Annotated in this window: 18 protein-coding genes; 15 read left to right on the forward strand and 3 right to left on the reverse strand. The window is 69.8% G+C overall.

The window, feature by feature from the left end; genetic code table 11:
* Positions 1 to 3: 3 nt before the first annotated feature.
* The gene (locus FHY05_RS05505; RefSeq protein WP_183943378.1) at positions 4 to 726 is read left to right on the forward strand and encodes a phosphatidylserine decarboxylase; all 723 of its coding nucleotides are present in this window, start codon (positions 4 to 6) and stop codon (positions 724 to 726) included.
* Positions 727 to 728: 2 nt separating this feature from the next.
* The gene (locus FHY05_RS05510) at positions 729 to 1,541 is read left to right on the forward strand and encodes a phosphatidylcholine/phosphatidylserine synthase (protein WP_183943379.1); all 813 of its coding nucleotides are present in this window, start codon (positions 729 to 731) and stop codon (positions 1,539 to 1,541) included.
* On the opposite strand, the gene FHY05_RS05515 is transcribed toward FHY05_RS05510, so the two are convergent.
* Positions 1,477 to 1,707, reverse strand: coding sequence for a hypothetical protein (locus FHY05_RS05515; RefSeq protein ID WP_221191011.1), 231 nt, complete (start codon positions 1,705 to 1,707; stop codon positions 1,477 to 1,479). The genes FHY05_RS05510 and FHY05_RS05515 overlap by 65 nt on opposite strands.
* A 328-nt stretch (positions 1,708 to 2,035) precedes the next feature.
* Between FHY05_RS05515 and rpsB the strand changes: the two genes are divergently transcribed.
* From rpsB to FHY05_RS05580, 13 genes are all read left to right on the forward strand, one after another.
* Complete coding sequence (gene rpsB, locus FHY05_RS05520) at positions 2,036 to 2,821, forward strand: 30S ribosomal protein S2 (RefSeq protein WP_183943380.1); 786 nt, start codon at positions 2,036 to 2,038, stop codon at positions 2,819 to 2,821.
* A gap of 144 nt (positions 2,822 to 2,965) precedes the next feature.
* Positions 2,966 to 3,901, forward strand: coding sequence for a translation elongation factor Ts (tsf, locus tag FHY05_RS05525; RefSeq protein WP_183920024.1), 936 nt, complete (start codon positions 2,966 to 2,968; stop codon positions 3,899 to 3,901).
* A gap of 328 nt (positions 3,902 to 4,229) precedes the next feature.
* Positions 4,230 to 4,973, forward strand: coding sequence for a UMP kinase (gene pyrH, locus FHY05_RS05530; RefSeq protein WP_132907758.1), 744 nt, complete (start codon positions 4,230 to 4,232; stop codon positions 4,971 to 4,973).
* Complete coding sequence (gene frr, locus FHY05_RS05535; RefSeq protein WP_183920028.1) at positions 4,960 to 5,517, forward strand: ribosome recycling factor; 558 nt, start codon at positions 4,960 to 4,962, stop codon at positions 5,515 to 5,517. Before pyrH ends, frr begins: the two co-directional genes overlap by 14 nt.
* A 28-nt stretch (positions 5,518 to 5,545) precedes the next feature.
* Positions 5,546 to 6,277, forward strand: coding sequence for an isoprenyl transferase (locus FHY05_RS05540; RefSeq protein ID WP_183943381.1), 732 nt, complete (start codon positions 5,546 to 5,548; stop codon positions 6,275 to 6,277).
* Positions 6,278 to 6,287: 10 nt separating this feature from the next.
* On the forward strand, positions 6,288 to 7,100 hold the full coding sequence (locus tag FHY05_RS05545; protein WP_183943382.1) for a phosphatidate cytidylyltransferase: 813 nt from the start codon (positions 6,288 to 6,290) through the stop codon (positions 7,098 to 7,100).
* Positions 7,097 to 8,254 (forward strand): 1-deoxy-D-xylulose-5-phosphate reductoisomerase, encoded by a 1,158-nt coding sequence (locus tag FHY05_RS05550; protein WP_183943383.1) that lies wholly within the window; start codon positions 7,097 to 7,099, stop codon positions 8,252 to 8,254. Before FHY05_RS05545 ends, FHY05_RS05550 begins: the two co-directional genes overlap by 4 nt.
* A complete protein-coding gene (locus tag FHY05_RS05555; protein ID WP_183943384.1) occupies positions 8,251 to 9,384 on the forward strand; it encodes an RIP metalloprotease in 1,134 nt (377 codons plus the stop codon). Before FHY05_RS05550 ends, FHY05_RS05555 begins: the two co-directional genes overlap by 4 nt.
* Positions 9,385 to 9,508: 124 nt before the next feature.
* Complete coding sequence (gene bamA, locus FHY05_RS05560; RefSeq protein WP_183943565.1) at positions 9,509 to 12,175, forward strand: outer membrane protein assembly factor BamA; 2,667 nt, start codon at positions 9,509 to 9,511, stop codon at positions 12,173 to 12,175.
* Positions 12,175 to 12,831: an OmpH family outer membrane protein gene (locus tag FHY05_RS05565; protein ID WP_183943385.1), complete on the forward strand. Its 657-nt coding sequence runs from the start codon at positions 12,175 to 12,177 to the stop codon at positions 12,829 to 12,831. The genes bamA and FHY05_RS05565 overlap by 1 nt, the downstream gene beginning before the upstream one ends.
* Positions 12,828 to 13,337, forward strand: coding sequence for a 3-hydroxyacyl-ACP dehydratase FabZ (fabZ, locus tag FHY05_RS05570; protein ID WP_183943386.1), 510 nt, complete (start codon positions 12,828 to 12,830; stop codon positions 13,335 to 13,337). Before FHY05_RS05565 ends, fabZ begins: the two co-directional genes overlap by 4 nt.
* A gap of 233 nt (positions 13,338 to 13,570) precedes the next feature.
* Positions 13,571 to 13,801, forward strand: a complete 231-nt coding sequence (rpmE, locus tag FHY05_RS05575) for a 50S ribosomal protein L31 (RefSeq protein ID WP_183943387.1) — start codon at positions 13,571 to 13,573, stop codon at positions 13,799 to 13,801.
* Between the two features lie 36 nt (positions 13,802 to 13,837).
* Positions 13,838 to 14,161, forward strand: coding sequence for a PilZ domain-containing protein (locus FHY05_RS05580; protein WP_183943388.1), 324 nt, complete (start codon positions 13,838 to 13,840; stop codon positions 14,159 to 14,161).
* A 232-nt stretch (positions 14,162 to 14,393) separates the two neighbouring features.
* Here the strand turns inward: FHY05_RS05580 and FHY05_RS05585 are convergent, their stop codons facing one another.
* Both FHY05_RS05585 and FHY05_RS05590 read right to left on the reverse strand, forming a co-directional pair.
* A complete protein-coding gene (locus FHY05_RS05585; RefSeq protein ID WP_183943389.1) occupies positions 14,394 to 14,843 on the reverse strand; it encodes an NfeD family protein in 450 nt (149 codons plus the stop codon).
* The gene (locus FHY05_RS05590) at positions 14,840 to 15,802 is read right to left on the reverse strand and encodes an SPFH domain-containing protein (protein ID WP_183943390.1); all 963 of its coding nucleotides are present in this window, start codon (positions 15,800 to 15,802) and stop codon (positions 14,840 to 14,842) included. Before FHY05_RS05590 ends, FHY05_RS05585 begins: the two co-directional genes overlap by 4 nt.
* Positions 15,803 to 15,853: the final 51 nt, after the last annotated feature.

Genomic DNA, 15,853 nt, shown 5'->3' on the forward strand with positions numbered 1-15,853 from the left:
GCGATGACTTCGCTCGACAAGCCGCCGGTCGTCACCACGACCGTGAAGTGGCGCTTTCCCGCCGTCCACCCCGAGGGACAGAAGTTCACCGCGATCGCCTTCGGCATCACGCTGCTGATGACGATCGTGTCCAAGGTGTTCTTCTGGCCGTTCCTCGGCCTCACCCTCTGGGTCGCCGCCTTCTTCCGCGATCCCGTGCGCACCACCCCGATCGGTGACGACCTGATCGTCTCCCCGGCCGACGGGCTGATCACGATGATCGAGCGAGTCCCCGTGCCGCGCGAGCTGATCGGCGACCTCGGCGAGATGCCGATGGTGCGCGTGTCGGTGTTCATGTCGGTGTTCGACGTCCACATCAACCGCTCGCCGATCGCGGGGACGATCCGCCAGGTCGTGTACATCTCGGGCAAGTTCCTCAACGCCGACCTCGACAAGGCGTCGGAGGAGAATGAGCGCCAGCATTTCGTGGTCGAGGGCTTCGACGGGCGCCGCGTCGGTTTCACCCAGATCGCGGGCCTCGTGGCACGCCGCATCGTCGGCTTCGCCAAGATCGGCGACATCGTCGCCGCCGGGCAGCGCGTCGGCCTGATCCGCTTCGGCAGCCGCGTCGATGTCTACCTGCCGGAGGGCTACGCGCCGCAGGTGGCGCTCGGCCAGCGCGCGATCGCGGGCGAGACGGTGCTGGCGCGCTTCGGCGCCGAGCGCGTCAGCGGCGTCGCGCAATAATCATGCGCCGCCCCGTCCGCCGCCCGCTGCGTCGCCCGCCCGGCGGACTACCGTTGCGGGCGGTCGCGCCGAACGCGGTCACCGCGCTGGCGCTCTGCTCCGGCCTGTCGGGGATCCGGTTCGCGATCTCCGGCCACTGGGAGCTGGCGGTGACGATGGTGCTGCTCGCGGGCGTGCTCGACGGGCTCGACGGGCGCGTCGCGCGCATGCTCCACGGCGAGAGCCGCTTCGGTGCCGAGCTCGACTCGCTCTCGGACGCGATCTCCTTCGGCGTGTCGCCCGCGCTGATCCTGTACCTATGGTCGCTCCACGCGTTGCCGAGGTTCGGTTGGATGGCGGCGCTGGTGCTGGCGGTGTTCTGCGCGCTGCGACTGGCGCGCTTCAACGCCAACATCGACGCCGACGACCAACCGCACAAGTCCGCCGGCTTCCTTACCGGCGTGCCCGCGCCCGCGGGCGCGGGGCTGGCGATGCTGCCGCTGTTCCTGTGGTTCGTCACCGACGCGCCGCTGCTGCGCGATCCGCGGCTGGTCGCCCCATGGACCGTGCTGATCGCACTGCTGATGGTATCCAGCCTCGCGACCTTCTCCTGGACGTCGCTGCGGCTGCGCCCGAACATCCGCTTCGAGGCAATCGCGGTCGTGGTGGCGGTGGGTGCCGCCGCGGTGAGCGCGCCGTGGCAGACCGCGGCGGCGGCGGGCATCGCCTATCTGCTCGCCATGCCGTTCAGCGTCGCCAGCTACGCGCGGGTCAGGCGGCTCCGCGCTGGCGGAGCGGCGCCACTGCCGGCGCCGCCGCACCCGCCCAGCGCCTGACCGCGATGCGGCGCTCGGCGCGCACCAGCGCGGCGAGCGGGGCTGCTCGCGCCGGCGCCATCTCGCCGCGCAGCGCGCCGAGGATCTTCTCGAGATTGGGTGCCAGCGTCGCGTGCAGCGCGTAGCTCGCGGTCGAGAGCGCGCCGGCGAAGATCGCGAAGGTCATCACATTCATCATCGTTCGACTCCCGTTCCGCGACCTGGCCAGTAGAACCTCTCCGACTCCAGAGGGTTCCGGGATCAGCGTCAGATCGGTACTGGTCCGAACCGGTACCGAAACGACGGTGGTGTGTCGTCGCTGTTCACTCTGTGTTCCTACGTCTTGTTCCATCTATGTTCGCAGCTGTCAAGCCTTTGTTCCGGGGTTGCGGCGACGGGAAGGATCGGCTAGGGCGCGCCCCTCAACCCCGCATGGGGAGCATCAGCCACCGGTGCGCTGCCTTCGAGGCCGCGTCACTCGCTCCCCAGAGGCTTAACCGGAAGGAACACAGACTATGGCGGCACCTGTCGTCACGATGCAGCAGCTCATCGAGACCGGCGCTCACTTCGGCCACCAGACGCACCGCTGGAACCCGAAGATGAAGCCCTACATCTTCGGCGAGCGCAACGGCGTCCACATCATCGACCTGTCGCAGACCGTGCCGCTGTTCGCGCGCGCGCTCGACTTCGTCAGCTCCTCGGTCGCCTCGGGCGGCAAGGTGCTGTTCGTCGGCACCAAGCGCCAGGCGCAGGAGCCGGTCGCCGAGGCGGCGCGCCGCGCCGGCCAGCATTTCGTCAACCACCGCTGGCTCGGCGGCATGCTGACCAACTGGAAGACGATCAGCAACTCGATCAAGCGCCTCAAGGCGCTCGAGGAGCAGCTGTCGGGCAACACCGCCGGCCTCACCAAGAAGGAGGTGCTGCAGCTCACCCGCGAGCGCGACAAGCTCGAGCTGTCGCTCGGCGGCATCCGCGACATGGGCGGCATCCCGGACGTGATGTTCGTGATCGACGCCAACAAGGAGGAGCTCGCGATCAAGGAGGCTAACACGCTCGGCATCCCGGTCGTCGCGATCCTCGACTCGAACGTGTCGCCCGACGGCATCGCCTTCCCGGTGCCCGCCAACGACGACGCGGCGCGCGCCATCCGCCTGTACTGCGAGGCGATCGCGATCGCGGCGACGCGCGGCAGCCAGCAGCAGCAGGCCGGCCGTGGCGTCGACCTGGGCGCGATGAGCGAGCCGCCCGCCGAGGAGGCGCTCACGGTCGAGACGCCCGCGGCCGAGCCCGCCGCCGCCTGACCCGGGTGTCCGCGCGGGCAGCCCTCGCGCGGACGCACGATTGTCACGGAGGCTGCCTAAGCCGCGGCCTCCCTCATTTCCCCTCGGCGCGCGGCGATTCACCGATCGTCGCGCGTCGATGCAAAAACAGCTGAGGACAAGACGATGGCCGATATCACGGCAGCGATGGTCAAGGACCTGCGCGAGAAGAGCGGCGCGGGCATGATGGACTGCAAGAAGGCGCTCAGCGAGACCTCGGGCGACATGGACGCCGCGCTGGACTGGCTGCGCACCAAGGGCCTCGCGGCCGCGCAGAAGAAGTCGAGCCGTACCGCGGCCGAGGGCCTGGTCGGCGTCGCGGTGAGCGGCACCAAGGGCGCCGCGGTCGAGGTCAACTCGGAGACCGACTTCGTGGCCAAGAACGAGCAGTTCCAGAACTTCGTCCGCGAGGTCACCCAGATCGCGCTCGCCAGCGGCGGCGACGTCGAGGCGATCAAGGCGGCGCAGATGCCGTCGGGCACCACCGTCGCCGAGGCGCTGACCAACAACATCGCGACGATCGGCGAGAACCAGTCGATCCGCCGCGCGCGCTCGCTGTCGGTGAGCCAGGGCGCGGTCGTGGCCTATGTCCACAACCAGCAGGCGCCGGGCCTGGGCAAGATCGGCGTGCTCGTCGCGCTCGAGAGCGCGGCGTCGGACGAGGTGCTGCAGGGCCTCGGCAAGCAGCTGGCGATGCACATCGCGGCGGCCTTCCCCAAGGCGCTCAACGAGGAGGACCTCGACGAGGCCGAGATCGAGCGCGAGCGCGCGATCGCGGCCGAGAAGGCGGGTGAGTCGGGCAAGCCGGCCGACATCATCGCCAAGATGGTCGAGGGCTCGATCGCCAAGTACCGCAAGGAGCATGCGCTGGTCAGCCAGCTGTTCGTGATGGACGGCAAGACCAAGATCAGCGACGTCGTCGCCAAGGCGGGCAAGGACGCCGGCGCCGAGATCAAGCTGGTGGACTATGTCCGCTTCCAGCTCGGCGAGGGCATCGAGAAGGAGGTCTCCGACTTCGCCGCGGAAGTCGCCGCCGCCTCGGGCGTGCCGCAGCCGGTCTGACGCCGGACCGTCCGGTTAGGACAATGCGCCGCCGCCCCGGCCCACGTGCCGGGGCGGCGGTTGGCGTTTTGGGCGAACTCTTCCCGCTCACGCGGAGGGGGACCGGCCGGCGCAGCCGGGTGGTGGAGGGGGCTCTCCACGCAGCGCGGCCTTCGCGGATAGCCCTCCTCCACCATGCTGCGCATGGTCCCCCTCCGCGTGAGCGGGGAGAATCTTGGGGGCGCGACGGCCTCTCCCACTCGTCTCCCCGACTGTGTCAACCCATTGCCAGCCGCCGACCCGCCGCCTAGGGTCCGCGCCGCTCCGCTCCCCTATATCACGAGACCCGATGACCCAGCCCCGCTACAAACGCATCCTGCTGAAACTTTCCGGCGAAGTGCTGATGGGCGAGGGCGGTCTCGCGATCGATCCGGCGGTCACCGCGCGCGTCGCGGAGGAGATCGCGGACGTGAAGGCGCAGGGCTATGAGCTGTGCATCGTCGTCGGCGGTGGCAATATCTTCCGCGGGCTCGCCGCCGCGGCCAAGGGCTTCGAGCGCGGCACCGCCGATTACATGGGGATGCTCGCCACGGTCATGAACGCGCTCGCGGTGCAGAACGCGCTCGAGCAGATCGGCGTCGACACGCGCGTCCAGTCGGCCATCCCGATGCAGTCGGTGTGCGAGCCGTTCATCCGTCGCCGCGCCGAGCGCCACCTCGAGAAGGGGCGCGTCGTGATCTTCGCCGCCGGAGTCGGCTCGCCCTTCTTCACGACCGACTCGGGCGCCGCGCTGCGCGCCGCCGAGCTCAACTGCGACGCGCTGTTCAAGGGCACCTCGGTCGACGGCGTCTACGACGCCGACCCGAAGAAGGACCCGCAGGCGACCCGCTACGAGACGGTCAGCTACGACATGGTGCTGGCCAAGAACCTCAAGGTGATGGACGCCAGCGCGGTGGCGCTGTGCCGGGACTCGAACATTCCCATCGTCGTGTTCAACATCCGCGAGCACGGCAATTTCGCCGCCGTGCTGCGCGGTGAGGGCGTCTCGACGGTGGTGCAGAAGGAAGTGGAGACGACCGATGCCCGCGTATGACAAGGCCGACCTCGAGCGCCGGATGCACGGCGCGGTGGAGTCGCTCAAGGGGGATCTCGGCGGGTTGCGCACCGGCCGTGCCTCGACCTCGCTGCTCGACCCGGTGACGGTCGAGGTGTATGGCGCGCACATGCCGCTCAACCAGGTGGCGACCGTGTCGGTGCCGGAATCGCGCATGCTGTCGGTGCAGGTGTGGGACAAGACCAACGTCGGCCCGGTCGAGAAGGCGATCCGTTCCGCCGGGCTCGGGCTCAACCCGATCAACGACGGCCAGACGCTCCGCCTGCCGATCCCCGACCTCACCGAGGAGCGTCGCAAGGAGCTCGCCAAGCTCGCGGGGCAATATTCGGAGAAGGCCAAGATCGCGGTGCGCAACGTCCGGCGCGACGGCATGGACGCGCTCAAGACCGACGAGAAGAAGGGCGTGATCTCCGAGGACGAGCGCAAGCGGCTCGAGACCGAGGTGCAGAAGCTGACCGACGCGACGATCGCCGACATCGACTCGGTCTCGGCCGCCAAGGAGAAGGAAATCCTCAACAAGTGACGTCGCTCGCGCCTGGGGGGGAGGGGTGATGGCGACCGCCGCGATGCCGCGCGAGGCGCCGGCGGCGCTGCCGCGCCACGTCGCCATCATCATGGACGGCAACGGTCGCTGGGCCGCGCAGCGCCACCTGCCGCGCGCCGCCGGGCATCGCGCGGGGGTCGAGGCCGTGCGCTCGGTCACCCGCGCGGCGCGCGCGATGGGCCTGGAGGCGCTGACCCTCTACGCTTTCTCCTCGGAGAACTGGCGTCGCCCGGAGGACGAGGTCGGCGCGCTGATGAAGCTGCTGAAGTTCTTCATCCGCAACGACCTGGCCGAGCTGGTGCGCGAGAACGTGCGGCTGCGCGTGCTCGGCGACTATCGCCGTTTTCCCGCCGACGTGGTCGAGCTGGTCGACGACGCGCTGGCGCGCACCGCCGCCAACACCGGGCCGATCCTCGCGATCGCGCTCAACTACGGCGCACAGGCCGAGCTGGTCGCCGCCGCTCGCCGCCTCGCCGAGCGCGCCGCGCGCGACGGGCTCGTGCCCGAGACGATCGACGCCGCCGCGATCGAGGCCGAGCTGGAGACGCGCGACCTGCCGCCGCTCGACCTGCTGATCCGCACGTCGGGCGAGCAGCGCCTGTCCAATTTCCTGCTGTGGCAGGCGGCCTATGCCGAGCTGCTGTTCGTCGACACGCTGTGGCCCGACTTCGACGCCGCCGCGCTCGCCGCCGCGCTCGACTCGTTCGGCAAGCGCCAGCGCCGCTACGGCGGGCTGTGACCGTCACGGCATGACCGAGCCGACCCCCGACGCCAAGCTGCGTACCCCGTCCAACCTGCGGCTGCGGATGATCGCCAGTGTCGCGATGATCGCGGTGGCGAGTGTCGCGCTGGTGCTGGGCGACATCGCCTTCTGGCTGCTCGCGGTGGTGATCTCGCTGTTCATGATGGCGGAATGGGCCGACCTGGAGAAGGTGCCCGCCAAGACCAAGCGGCTGGCGCAGTTCGCGCTGAGCGTGCCGCTGGCGACGATGGCGCCGGCGTGGCTGATCATCGAGCCGCGGCCCTTCTTCACGCTCGGGCTGATCGCGGGGGCGGCCTTCTTCGTCGCGATCGTGACGCGGCTGCCGCAGCTCGCGCTCGGCGTGGTCTATTGCGCGCTGCCCGTGCTGGCGCTGGTCGTGCTGCGGCGGCAGGGCGAGGGACTGCTCGAGACCTTCTGGGCGATGTCGCTTGTGTGGGCCTGCGATATCGGCGCGTTCTTCGCCGGCCGCTCGATCGGCGGGCCCAAGCTGGCACCGCGGCTCAGCCCCAACAAGACCTGGGCCGGCCTGATCGGCGGCGCCGCCGCGGCGACGCTGCTCGGCGCGCTGCTGCACGCGGCCGCCGGGCTGCCGCTGGTGCTGGCGCTCGCCTCGCCGCTGCTCGCGGTGCTGGCGCAGACGGGCGACCTCTACGAGAGCTGGCTCAAGCGCCGCGCCGGCGTGAAGGACTCGGGCAACATCCTGCCGGGCCACGGCGGCGTGCTCGACCGGCTCGACGGGCTGGTGCCGGTGGCGCCGGTCGCGGCGTTGCTGGTCGTCGCGCTCGGCGCGTTCGGGTGAGGACCGTCTCGATCCTGGGGGCGACCGGCTCGGTCGGGACCTCGACGCTGGACCTCGTCGAGCGCGAGCCCGACCGTTTCCGCGTTCTCGCGCTGACCGCCAACTGCGACGTCGAACGGCTCGCCGCGGCGGCGCGCCGCACCGGTGCCGAGCTGGCGGTGGTGGCGGACGAGGCGTGCCTGCCCGCGCTGCGCGACGCGCTCGCCGACACCGCTACGGCGGTCGCCGGCGGGGCGCAGGCGGTGTGCGATGCCGCCGCCTCGGGCGCGGACTGGACGATGGGCGCGATCGTCGGCTGCGCCGGGCTGCGGCCGACGCTGGCGGCGATCGAGCGCGGCGGCACGGTGGTGCTGGCCAACAAGGAGCCCTTGGTCTCCGCCGGCGACATCATCACCGCCGCCGCGGCGACGCACGGCGCCACGCTGCTGCCCGCCGACAGCGAGCATAATGCGGTGTTCCAGTGCCTCGACCCGACCCGGCCCGAGAGCGTCCGCCGGATCATCCTGACCGCGAGCGGCGGACCGTTCCGCGACTGGACGCTCGAGCAGATGGCGGCGGTGACGCCGGCGCAGGCGGTGGCGCACCCGAACTGGTCGATGGGCGCCAAGATCTCCGTCGACAGCGCGACGATGATGAACAAGGGGCTGGAGCTGATCGAGGCGGCGCGGCTGTTCCCGGTGCCGCCCGAACGGATCGAGATCGTGATCCACCGCCAGTCGGTGATCCACTCCATGGTCGACTACGTGGACGGCTCGATGCTGGCGCAGCTCGGCCCGAGCGACATGCGCGTGCCGATCGCGCACTGCCTCGCCTGGCCCGAGCGGATGGCGACGCCGATGGCGCCGCTCGACCTGGTCAAGCTGGGCCGGCTGGATTTCGAGGCGCCCGACGCGCTGCGGTTCCACGCGCTGACGCTGGCGCGCGATGCCGCCGAGGCGGGCGGGGCGCGGCCGGCGATCCTCAACGCGGCGAACGAGGTGGCAGTGGCCGCTTTCCTGGCCGGGGCGATCGGCTTTCTTGAAATCGCCGCAATCGTGGACGATACGCTACAACGCTACGACCCGGCCGCGCCGGAGACGCTCGACGCGGTGCTCGCGATCGACGCGGAAGCGCGAAGGAGAGCCGGCGAGCGCGTGAAGGATTGCGTCGCTTGATCCAGACCCCTGGCGTATTGATCACCGCTCTGGCCTTCGTCCTGGTGATCGGCCCGCTCGTCTTCGTCCACGAGATGGGCCATTATCTCGCCGGCCGCTGGTTCGGCGTGCATGCCGAGGCCTTCTCGATCGGCTTCGGGCGCGAGATCGCCGGCTGGACCGATCGCCGCGGCACCCGGTGGAAGCTCGCGTGGCTGCCGCTCGGCGGGTACGTCCGCTTCGCCGGCGACATGAACCCGGCGAGCCAGCCCGGGCCCGAGTGGCTCGCGCTGCCCGCCGAGGAGCGCGCGCGCACCTTCCAGGCCAAGCCGGTGTGGCAGCGCGCGATCGTCGTCGCCGCCGGGCCGATCGTCAATTTCGCGCTGGCGGTGCTGATCCTCGCCGGCTTCGCGCTGGCGTACGGCGACGCGCGTACGCCCGCGGTGGTGGGCGAGGCGCTGCCCGGCACCGCCGCCGCGGCCGCCGGCCTGCGCGCGGGTGACCGGGTCACCGCGCTCGGCGGGCGCGAGATGGACACGTTCGAGGACATGGTCCGCTACGTGAAGATCCGCGCCGGCGAGCGCGTCCGCGTCGACTATGTCCGCGCCGACCGCGCCGCCGCGGTGGACGCGACCATCGGTACGCAGCTGCAGCGCGACCGTTTCGGCAACGAATACCGCGTCGGCCTGCTCGGCATCGCGCCGACCACGCCGGTCATCACCGAAGTCGGCGTGTTCGAGGCACCGGTCGTTGCGGTGCGACGCACCGGGCAGATCGTCGGCATGATGGTCGAGACGATCGGCCAGATCGTCACCGGGCGGCGCTCGGTCAAGGAGCTGGGCGGGCCGCTCTCGATCGCCAAGGCCTCGGGCGAGCAGCTCACGCTGGGGCCCGACGAGTTCGTCTTCCTGATCGCGCTCGTGTCGATCAATCTCGGGTTCATCAATCTTTTGCCAGTGCCGATGCTCGATGGCGGTCACCTGCTCTTCTACGCGATCGAGGCGGTGCGGCGGAAACCGGCGCCGCCGCAGCTGGTGGAATGGGCGTTCCGCGGCGGGTTGGCGGCGGTGCTGGCGCTGATGCTGCTGGTGACCTTCAACGACCTCAGCAACCGCGGGCTGTGGCAGCAGCTGGCCGGCTTGATCGGGTGAGCAAGGTGGGGCAGGGCGGCGCGGCCCGCACGCGCGGCGGTTACTCTCGGGTGGGATTTAGGTGACGGTGCTGAACGTTTCAACTTCGCGGGCGCGTGCCTCGGCGACCTTGCTGGGCTGCACGATGCTGGCCGGCGTGCCGCTCGCCGCCGCGGCGCAGACCCGCCCCGCCGCCGCCGCGACCCCGGCGACCCCGGCGCAGCCGTCCGCCGCCACCACGGCGCCGCAGGCGGCGCGCACGATCACCACGTTGCGCGTCGAGGGGACGCAGCGGATCGAGCCCGAGACCGCGCTGAGCTACACCAAGCTGCGCCAGGGCCAGCCCTATACCAACGAGACGCTCGATCAGGCCATCAAGGATCTCTACGCCAGCGACCTGTTCGCCGACGTGACGATCGACGGCGCCGCGACCGGCAACATCGTGATCCGCGTGCGCGAGAACCCGATCATCAACCGAGTCATCTTCGAGGGCAACAAGCGCCTCAAGGAGGATAAGATCGGCAAGGAGGTCCGGCTCAAGCCGCGCCAGATCTTCACCCGCTCGGCGGTGCGCGCCGACGTCGCGCGGATCATCGAGCTGTACCGCCGCCAGGGCCGCTTCGCCGCGACGGTGCAGCCCAAGATGGTCAGCCTCGACCAGAACCGCGTCGACGTGATCTTCGAGGTGAGCGAGGGGCCGAAGTCCAAGGTCCGCCAGATCAACATCATCGGCAACAAGGTGTTCGACGACGGCAAGCTGCGCGCGCAGATGGCCACCAAGGAGGCGCGCTTCTTCCGCGTCCTCTCCTCGGGTACGTCCTACGACCAGGACCGGCTCGCCTATGACCAGCAGAAGCTGCGACAGTTCTACCTGACCGAGGGTTACGCCGACTTCCGCGTCACCTCGGCGGTGGCGGAGCTGACGCCCGACCGCAAGGACTTCATCATCACCTACGTGGTGGAGGAAGGCGAGCGCTACAAGTTCGGCGACGTCACGGTCGACAGCGACATCCGCGACTTCGACGGCAAGAAGATGGCGACCACGCTCGGCATCAAGAAGGGCGATTGGTACAACGCCAAACTGGTCGAGGACACGGTCGAGCATCTCAGCGAGACCGCCGGTCTGTTCGGCTATGCCTTCACCGAGGTGCAGCCCGACTTCCAGCGCGACTCCGAAGCGCACACGATGTCGATCAACTTCCACATCGGCCAGGCGCAGCGCACCTACGTCGAGCGGATCGACATCACGGGCAACACCCAGACGCAGGACAAGGTGGTGCGCCGCGAGGTCCGCCTCGCCGAGGGCGACGCCTTCAACAGCTTCCAGGTCAAGCGGTCACAGGATCGCATCAACAGCCTGGGCTATTTCCAGGACAAGTTCGAGATCAAGCAGACGCCCGGCAGCGCTGCCGACCGGGTCGTGCTCGAGGCCAACGTCGAGGAAAAATCGACGGGCGAGCTCCAGCTCTCGGCGGGCTTCTCGAGCCTGGAACGCTTCATCATCCAGGCCAACATCACGCAGAACAATTTCCGCGGCAAGGGGCAGACGCTCCGCGCCGGCGTGAACTATTCCAGCTATTCCAAGTCGATCGAGCTTGGCTTCACCGAGCCCTACGTGTTCGACAAGAATATCGCGCTGGGCGTCGACCTGTTCCGCCGCGACTACAACTCGTTCAACTTCTACGGCACCGATCGCCGCACCACCTACAGTCAGGTCTCCACCGGCTTCCAGATCCGCACCGGCGTGCCGCTGACCGAATATTGGCAGCTCGCCGGCCGCTACACCTTCTCCTACGACAAGGTGGGGCTCGACGAGAACTCCTTCTTCACCAACGGCGCGTGCGACCCGCTCAAGGCCGGGCGCTACCTCTGCGAGGCGCTGGGCAACCGCCTGACCTCGATGGTCGGCTACTCGCTGATCTACGACAGCCTCAACAGCCGCCTGCGCCCGACGGCGGGCCAGCGCTTCGTCTTCAGCCAGGATTTCGCCGGACTGGGCGGCTCGGTGCGTTATATCCGCAGCCGCGTCGAGGGGTCGAAGTTCTGGAACATCGGGGGCGGGTTCATCGCCTCGATCGTGGGCGAGGGCGGCTATATCCGCTCGCTCGAGAAGTCGCGCGGCGAGGGCGTCGACCGGGTGCGCATCACCGACCGCTTCTACCTCGGCGAGCCGCAGTTCCGCGGTTTCGACATCCGCGGCGTCGGCCCGCGGGTGAAGCGTCAATATTACACCACCGACGCGAACGGCGCACAGGTGCTCGTCACCGACCGCGATCAGGTGATCGACGATGCGCTCGGCGGCACGGCTTATTATCTCGGCCGGTTCGAGATCGAGATCCCGCTCGGCTCGGGCGCCCGCGAGCTCGGCCTGCGCCCGTCGATCTACGCTCAGGTCGGCAGCCTCTTCAACATCACCCGCCCGTTGCCGACCGCGGTGTTCCCGACCACGACCGACGCGAACGGCAACACCGTGGTGTTGCCGCTGCCAGTGTACACGAACGGCACCGACAAGATTCCGCTCTATTATTACACCAATGCCGATGGTCTCAGCGTCTCCACCACCTGCGCCGCCGGCATCCCCGGCGCCAACGGCGCGTGCAACGGCGTGGTGCCCAATACGGCGCAGATCGCGTCGCAACCGTTCCAGGAGACGTTCCTCGGCGATTCGGCGCGTCCGCGTCTCTCGGTGGGTATCGGCGTCAACTGGAACTCGCCGTTCGGACCGCTCCGCATCGATCTCGCCAAGGCGCTGGTGACCCAGCCCGGCGACGACAAGAAGCTCATCACCTTCAACGTAGGGACTCAGTTCTGATGACTACCTTCAAGCACCTCCTGCTCGCCGCCGCGCTCGTCGCGCCGGCGGCCCTGACCGCCCCGGCCGCGACCGCGCAGGTCGGCGGCGTCGCCGTCGCCGATCCCGAGGCCGCGGTCGCCAACTCCAAGGCCTGGGCGACCGCGCGTACCCAGATCCAGACCCAGTATAAGGCGCAGCTCGATCAGGCGAACACGCGCCGCCAGGCGATCCAGACCGAGCTGCAGCCGCTCGTCGCCGCCTATCAGAAGGCCGCCGCCGCCCCCGGCGCGACCGAGGCCTCGCTGCGTACCCAGGCGCAGGCGATCCAGACCCGCGAGCAGACCGCCAACGCCGAGCTGCAGCGCCTCACCGCGCCCGCCTCGCGCGCGCAGTCGTACGCGATCGAGCAGATCTCGGCCAAGCTGCAGGACGCGGTGAGCGCCGCGGCGCGCGCCAAGAACGTCAGCCTGCTGCTGCGCCCCAACGCGGCGCTGTTCGCCAACCCGACCGCGGACATCACCTCGGCGATCACCGCCGAGCTCGACCGTACCGTGCCGACCGTCGGCATCACGCCGCCGGCCAACTGGCAGCCGGGGCAGCAGGACGGCGGTGCCGCTGCCGCGCCGGCCGCCGCCGCTCCCGCGACCAACAACCGCGCGCCGACCGGCCGATGAGCGACGCCCCGCTCGGTCAGTCGCCCGGCGGGGCGGGCAGTGAGTCGGGCGGGCCGATCGGCCCGCTCGACGTCACCCGAGTGATGGCGCTGCTGCCGCATCGCTATCCGATGCTGCTGGTGGATCGGGTCGAGACGCTGGTGCGCGACCGCTCGATCCGCGCCACCAAGGCGGTATCGATCAACGAGGGCTTCTTCCAGGGGCACTTCCCCGGTCGTCCGATCATGCCGGGCGTGCTGATCGTGGAGGCGCTGGCGCAGGCCGCGGGCGTACTCGCGGTCGAGAGCCTCGGCCTCGCCGGTTCGGGCAAGCTGGTCTATTTCATGGCGATCGAGGGCGCCAAGTTCCGCAAGCCGGTGGAGCCGGGCGTGCTGCTGTCGCTCGAGGTCGAGTTCGTCCAGAAGCGCAGCGCGGTGTGCAAGTTCGCCGGCGTGGCGAAGATCGACGGCGCGGTCGCCGCGGAGGCCAATTTCACCGCGATGATCGCCGACCCGCCGGCGGCCTAGCGGCCGATCCCTCCCATCCGGACCGCGACCCAGCGAACGCCGGAGCGCAGGGCGGTGGGGGACGATGCTCGCGGCTTCGGGCTCCTGCTCCGGCCGGAGCATGGTGGCGGGTCGATCGCGCTGGATCGTGCGGTCGCCCGCCTTGCCGCGCTTTGACTTTGTTGCGCGCGCGCTGTAGGGCGCGCGGCTTGCTATACCAGGCTGGTCGGAACCAGCCGCACAGGAGCGTGACCGTGAAGAAAGACACCCACCCCGACTACCACATGATCAAGGTGCAGATGACCGACGGCACCGTGTACGAGACTCGCTCCACCTGGGGCAAGGAAGGCGACGTGATGACGCTCGAGATCGATCCGCTCGCGCATCCGGCCTGGACCGGCGGCAAGGGTCAGATGCTCGACCAGGGTGGTCAGGTCGCCCGCTTCAACAAGCGCTTCGGCGGCGGTCTCACGCTGCGTAAGTAAACCTGTTGTTAGGCATGGCGGCGTAGCATCGCCGCCATGTTCGCTGCCGAATATGCCCCTGCCGAGCGCCCCGTCCGTCGCGGACGCCGCGCCCCCGTCGCCGTCCAGGCGCCGGTCGAGCAGAGCGGCATGGCGCGCACCCTGTGCAAGGTCATGGACCTGTCGCTGCACGGCTGCCGGCTGCTGACCTTCTCTGCCATGGCCCGCGACGAGTCGATCTGGTTGACGATCCCCGGGCTCGGCGTGGTCGCCGCGATCGTGGTCTGGGCGGACGATCTGGTGGCGGGCTGCCAGTTCCTCTCGCCGCTGACCGACGAGACCTTCGAGGCGTTGGTGACTCGCTACGGGCTGCCGCACTGAGGTGCGGTGCGGGCCGCGAGTGAGCGGCCCGGCCTTCGCGTCAGTGCGCGACGGCTTTCTCTGGCGTGATCCTGAACTCGTCGCAGCGCCCACGGGACCGCGGGCGCCTCCCGCCGCTGGTCCAGCAGCGTCCCGGATGCTGAAGCGGGTCCAGGAAGACGCCGACGTCACTGCTTGCTCCTCCGCGGCGCGGGGAGCGGGCGCGGCATAAGGTGCGCTCGCGCCGAAGCGCTCACGCTTCCTCCACGATGACCACGCCGTCGCGCACGGTGACGATCCGCACCCGCGTGCCCGCTGGCAGGTCGGGACCGCTCGCGGGCCAGCTGCCATCGCCCACCGCGACGCGACCGTGGCCATCGACGATCGCGCGCTCCAGCCGGGTCACCTCGCCGACCAGTCGCGCGCCCCGGTCGTTGAGCCGCTCGTCACCGCCGCCCACGGGATAGTCGCGGTACCAACGCCGCCCGACCACGACCGCGACCCCGCTCCAGAGCGCGAAGCAGACGAGCTGCGCCGCGAGCGGCAGCGGCGCGAGCGCGTAGCTGATCGCCGCGGTCACCGCCGCCGCGAGCGCGAGGAAGACGAGGAACACGCCCGGCACCGCCAGCTCCGCGATGCCGAGCACCAGCGCCGCGGCGAGCCACGCCGCGCCGGGGTCGCCCGGCCAGTCCCAGCCCGTCACCGCGGGTCGAGTGCGGAGCGCGGCAGGTCGAGCGGCGGCTCGGGCGAGTCCTTGGGCGCGAGCACGCTCTTGGTCAGCTCGCCGATCCCGCCCAGGGTGCCGATCAGCTGGGTCGCCTCGACCGGGAAGAGGATGGTCTTCGCGTTCGGACTGGTCGCGAACTTTCCGACCGCCTCGACATATTTCTGCGCGACGAAATAGTTGATCGCCTGCGTCCCGCCCGAGGCGATCGCGTCCGACACCACCTGCGTCGCCTTGGCCTCGGCCTCCGCCGCCCGCTCGCGCGCCTCGGCGTCGCGGTAGGCCGACTCGCGGCGGCCCTCGGCCTCCAGGATGCGCGCCTGCTTCTGCCCCTCGGCGCGGAGGATCTCAGAGGCGCGCGATCCCTCGGCGTCGAGGATGTTGGCGCGCTTCTCCCGCTCGGCCTTCATCTGGCGGCCCATCGCGGCGACGATGTCGGCGGGCGGGCGGATGTCCTTGATCTCGACGCGGGTGATCTTGACGCCCCAGGGCACGGTGGCGTGATCCACCACCGAGAGCAGCCGCGCGTTGATCTCGTCGCGCTTCGACAGCGTCTCGTCGAGGTCCATCGACCCCATCACGGTGCGCAGGTTGGTGGTCGTCAGCTGGAGCAGCGCGACATAGAGGTCGGACACCTCATAGGCGGCCTTGGCGGCGTCGAGCACCTGGAAGAAGACGACGCCGTCGGTCGAGACGATCGCATTGTCCTTGGTGATGATCTCCTGCCCGGGGATGTCGATCACCTGCTCCATCATGTTGACGCGCCGGCCGACGCGGTAGAAGAAGGCGGGGTAGAAGTTGAAGCCGGGCGCGGCGGTGCCGGTGTAGCGGCCGAAATGCTCGATCGTGTATTGGTAGCCCTGGCGGACGATCTTGATGCTCGTCAGCAGGTAGAAGACGACCAGCGCCAGGAACAACAAGGCCAGCGTCACCGTCACCGTCTCTCTCCCCCTCGATCGAACCAGGTTCACGCCGCCATCATAGCCGGT

It is taken from the genome of Sphingomonas sp. BK580 (assembly GCF_014194975.1).
Classification (GTDB): Bacteria; Pseudomonadota; Alphaproteobacteria; order Sphingomonadales; family Sphingomonadaceae; genus Sphingomonas.

What these genes read in the sequence shown, in the direction of transcription:
- FHY05_RS05505 (WP_183943378.1), top strand. Translation starts at nt 4, where the DNA reads ATGACTTCGCTCGACAAGCCGCCGGTCGTCACCACGACCGTGAAGTGG.
- FHY05_RS05510 (WP_183943379.1), top strand. Translation starts at nt 729, where the DNA reads ATGCGCCGCCCCGTCCGCCGCCCGCTGCGTCGCCCGCCCGGCGGACTA.
- FHY05_RS05515 (WP_221191011.1), bottom strand. Translation starts at nt 1,707, where the DNA reads ATGACCTTCGCGATCTTCGCCGGCGCGCTCTCGACCGCGAGCTACGCG.
- rpsB (WP_183943380.1), top strand. Translation starts at nt 2,036, where the DNA reads ATGGCGGCACCTGTCGTCACGATGCAGCAGCTCATCGAGACCGGCGCT.
- tsf (WP_183920024.1), top strand. Translation starts at nt 2,966, where the DNA reads ATGGCCGATATCACGGCAGCGATGGTCAAGGACCTGCGCGAGAAGAGC.
- pyrH (WP_132907758.1), top strand. Translation starts at nt 4,230, where the DNA reads ATGACCCAGCCCCGCTACAAACGCATCCTGCTGAAACTTTCCGGCGAA.
- frr (WP_183920028.1), top strand. Translation starts at nt 4,960, where the DNA reads ATGCCCGCGTATGACAAGGCCGACCTCGAGCGCCGGATGCACGGCGCG.
- FHY05_RS05540 (WP_183943381.1), top strand. Translation starts at nt 5,546, where the DNA reads ATGGCGACCGCCGCGATGCCGCGCGAGGCGCCGGCGGCGCTGCCGCGC.
- FHY05_RS05545 (WP_183943382.1), top strand. Translation starts at nt 6,288, where the DNA reads ATGACCGAGCCGACCCCCGACGCCAAGCTGCGTACCCCGTCCAACCTG.
- bamA (WP_183943565.1), top strand. Translation starts at nt 9,509, where the DNA reads ATGCTGGCCGGCGTGCCGCTCGCCGCCGCGGCGCAGACCCGCCCCGCC.
- FHY05_RS05565 (WP_183943385.1), top strand. Translation starts at nt 12,175, where the DNA reads ATGACTACCTTCAAGCACCTCCTGCTCGCCGCCGCGCTCGTCGCGCCG.
- fabZ (WP_183943386.1), top strand. Translation starts at nt 12,828, where the DNA reads ATGAGCGACGCCCCGCTCGGTCAGTCGCCCGGCGGGGCGGGCAGTGAG.
- FHY05_RS05580 (WP_183943388.1), top strand. Translation starts at nt 13,838, where the DNA reads ATGTTCGCTGCCGAATATGCCCCTGCCGAGCGCCCCGTCCGTCGCGGA.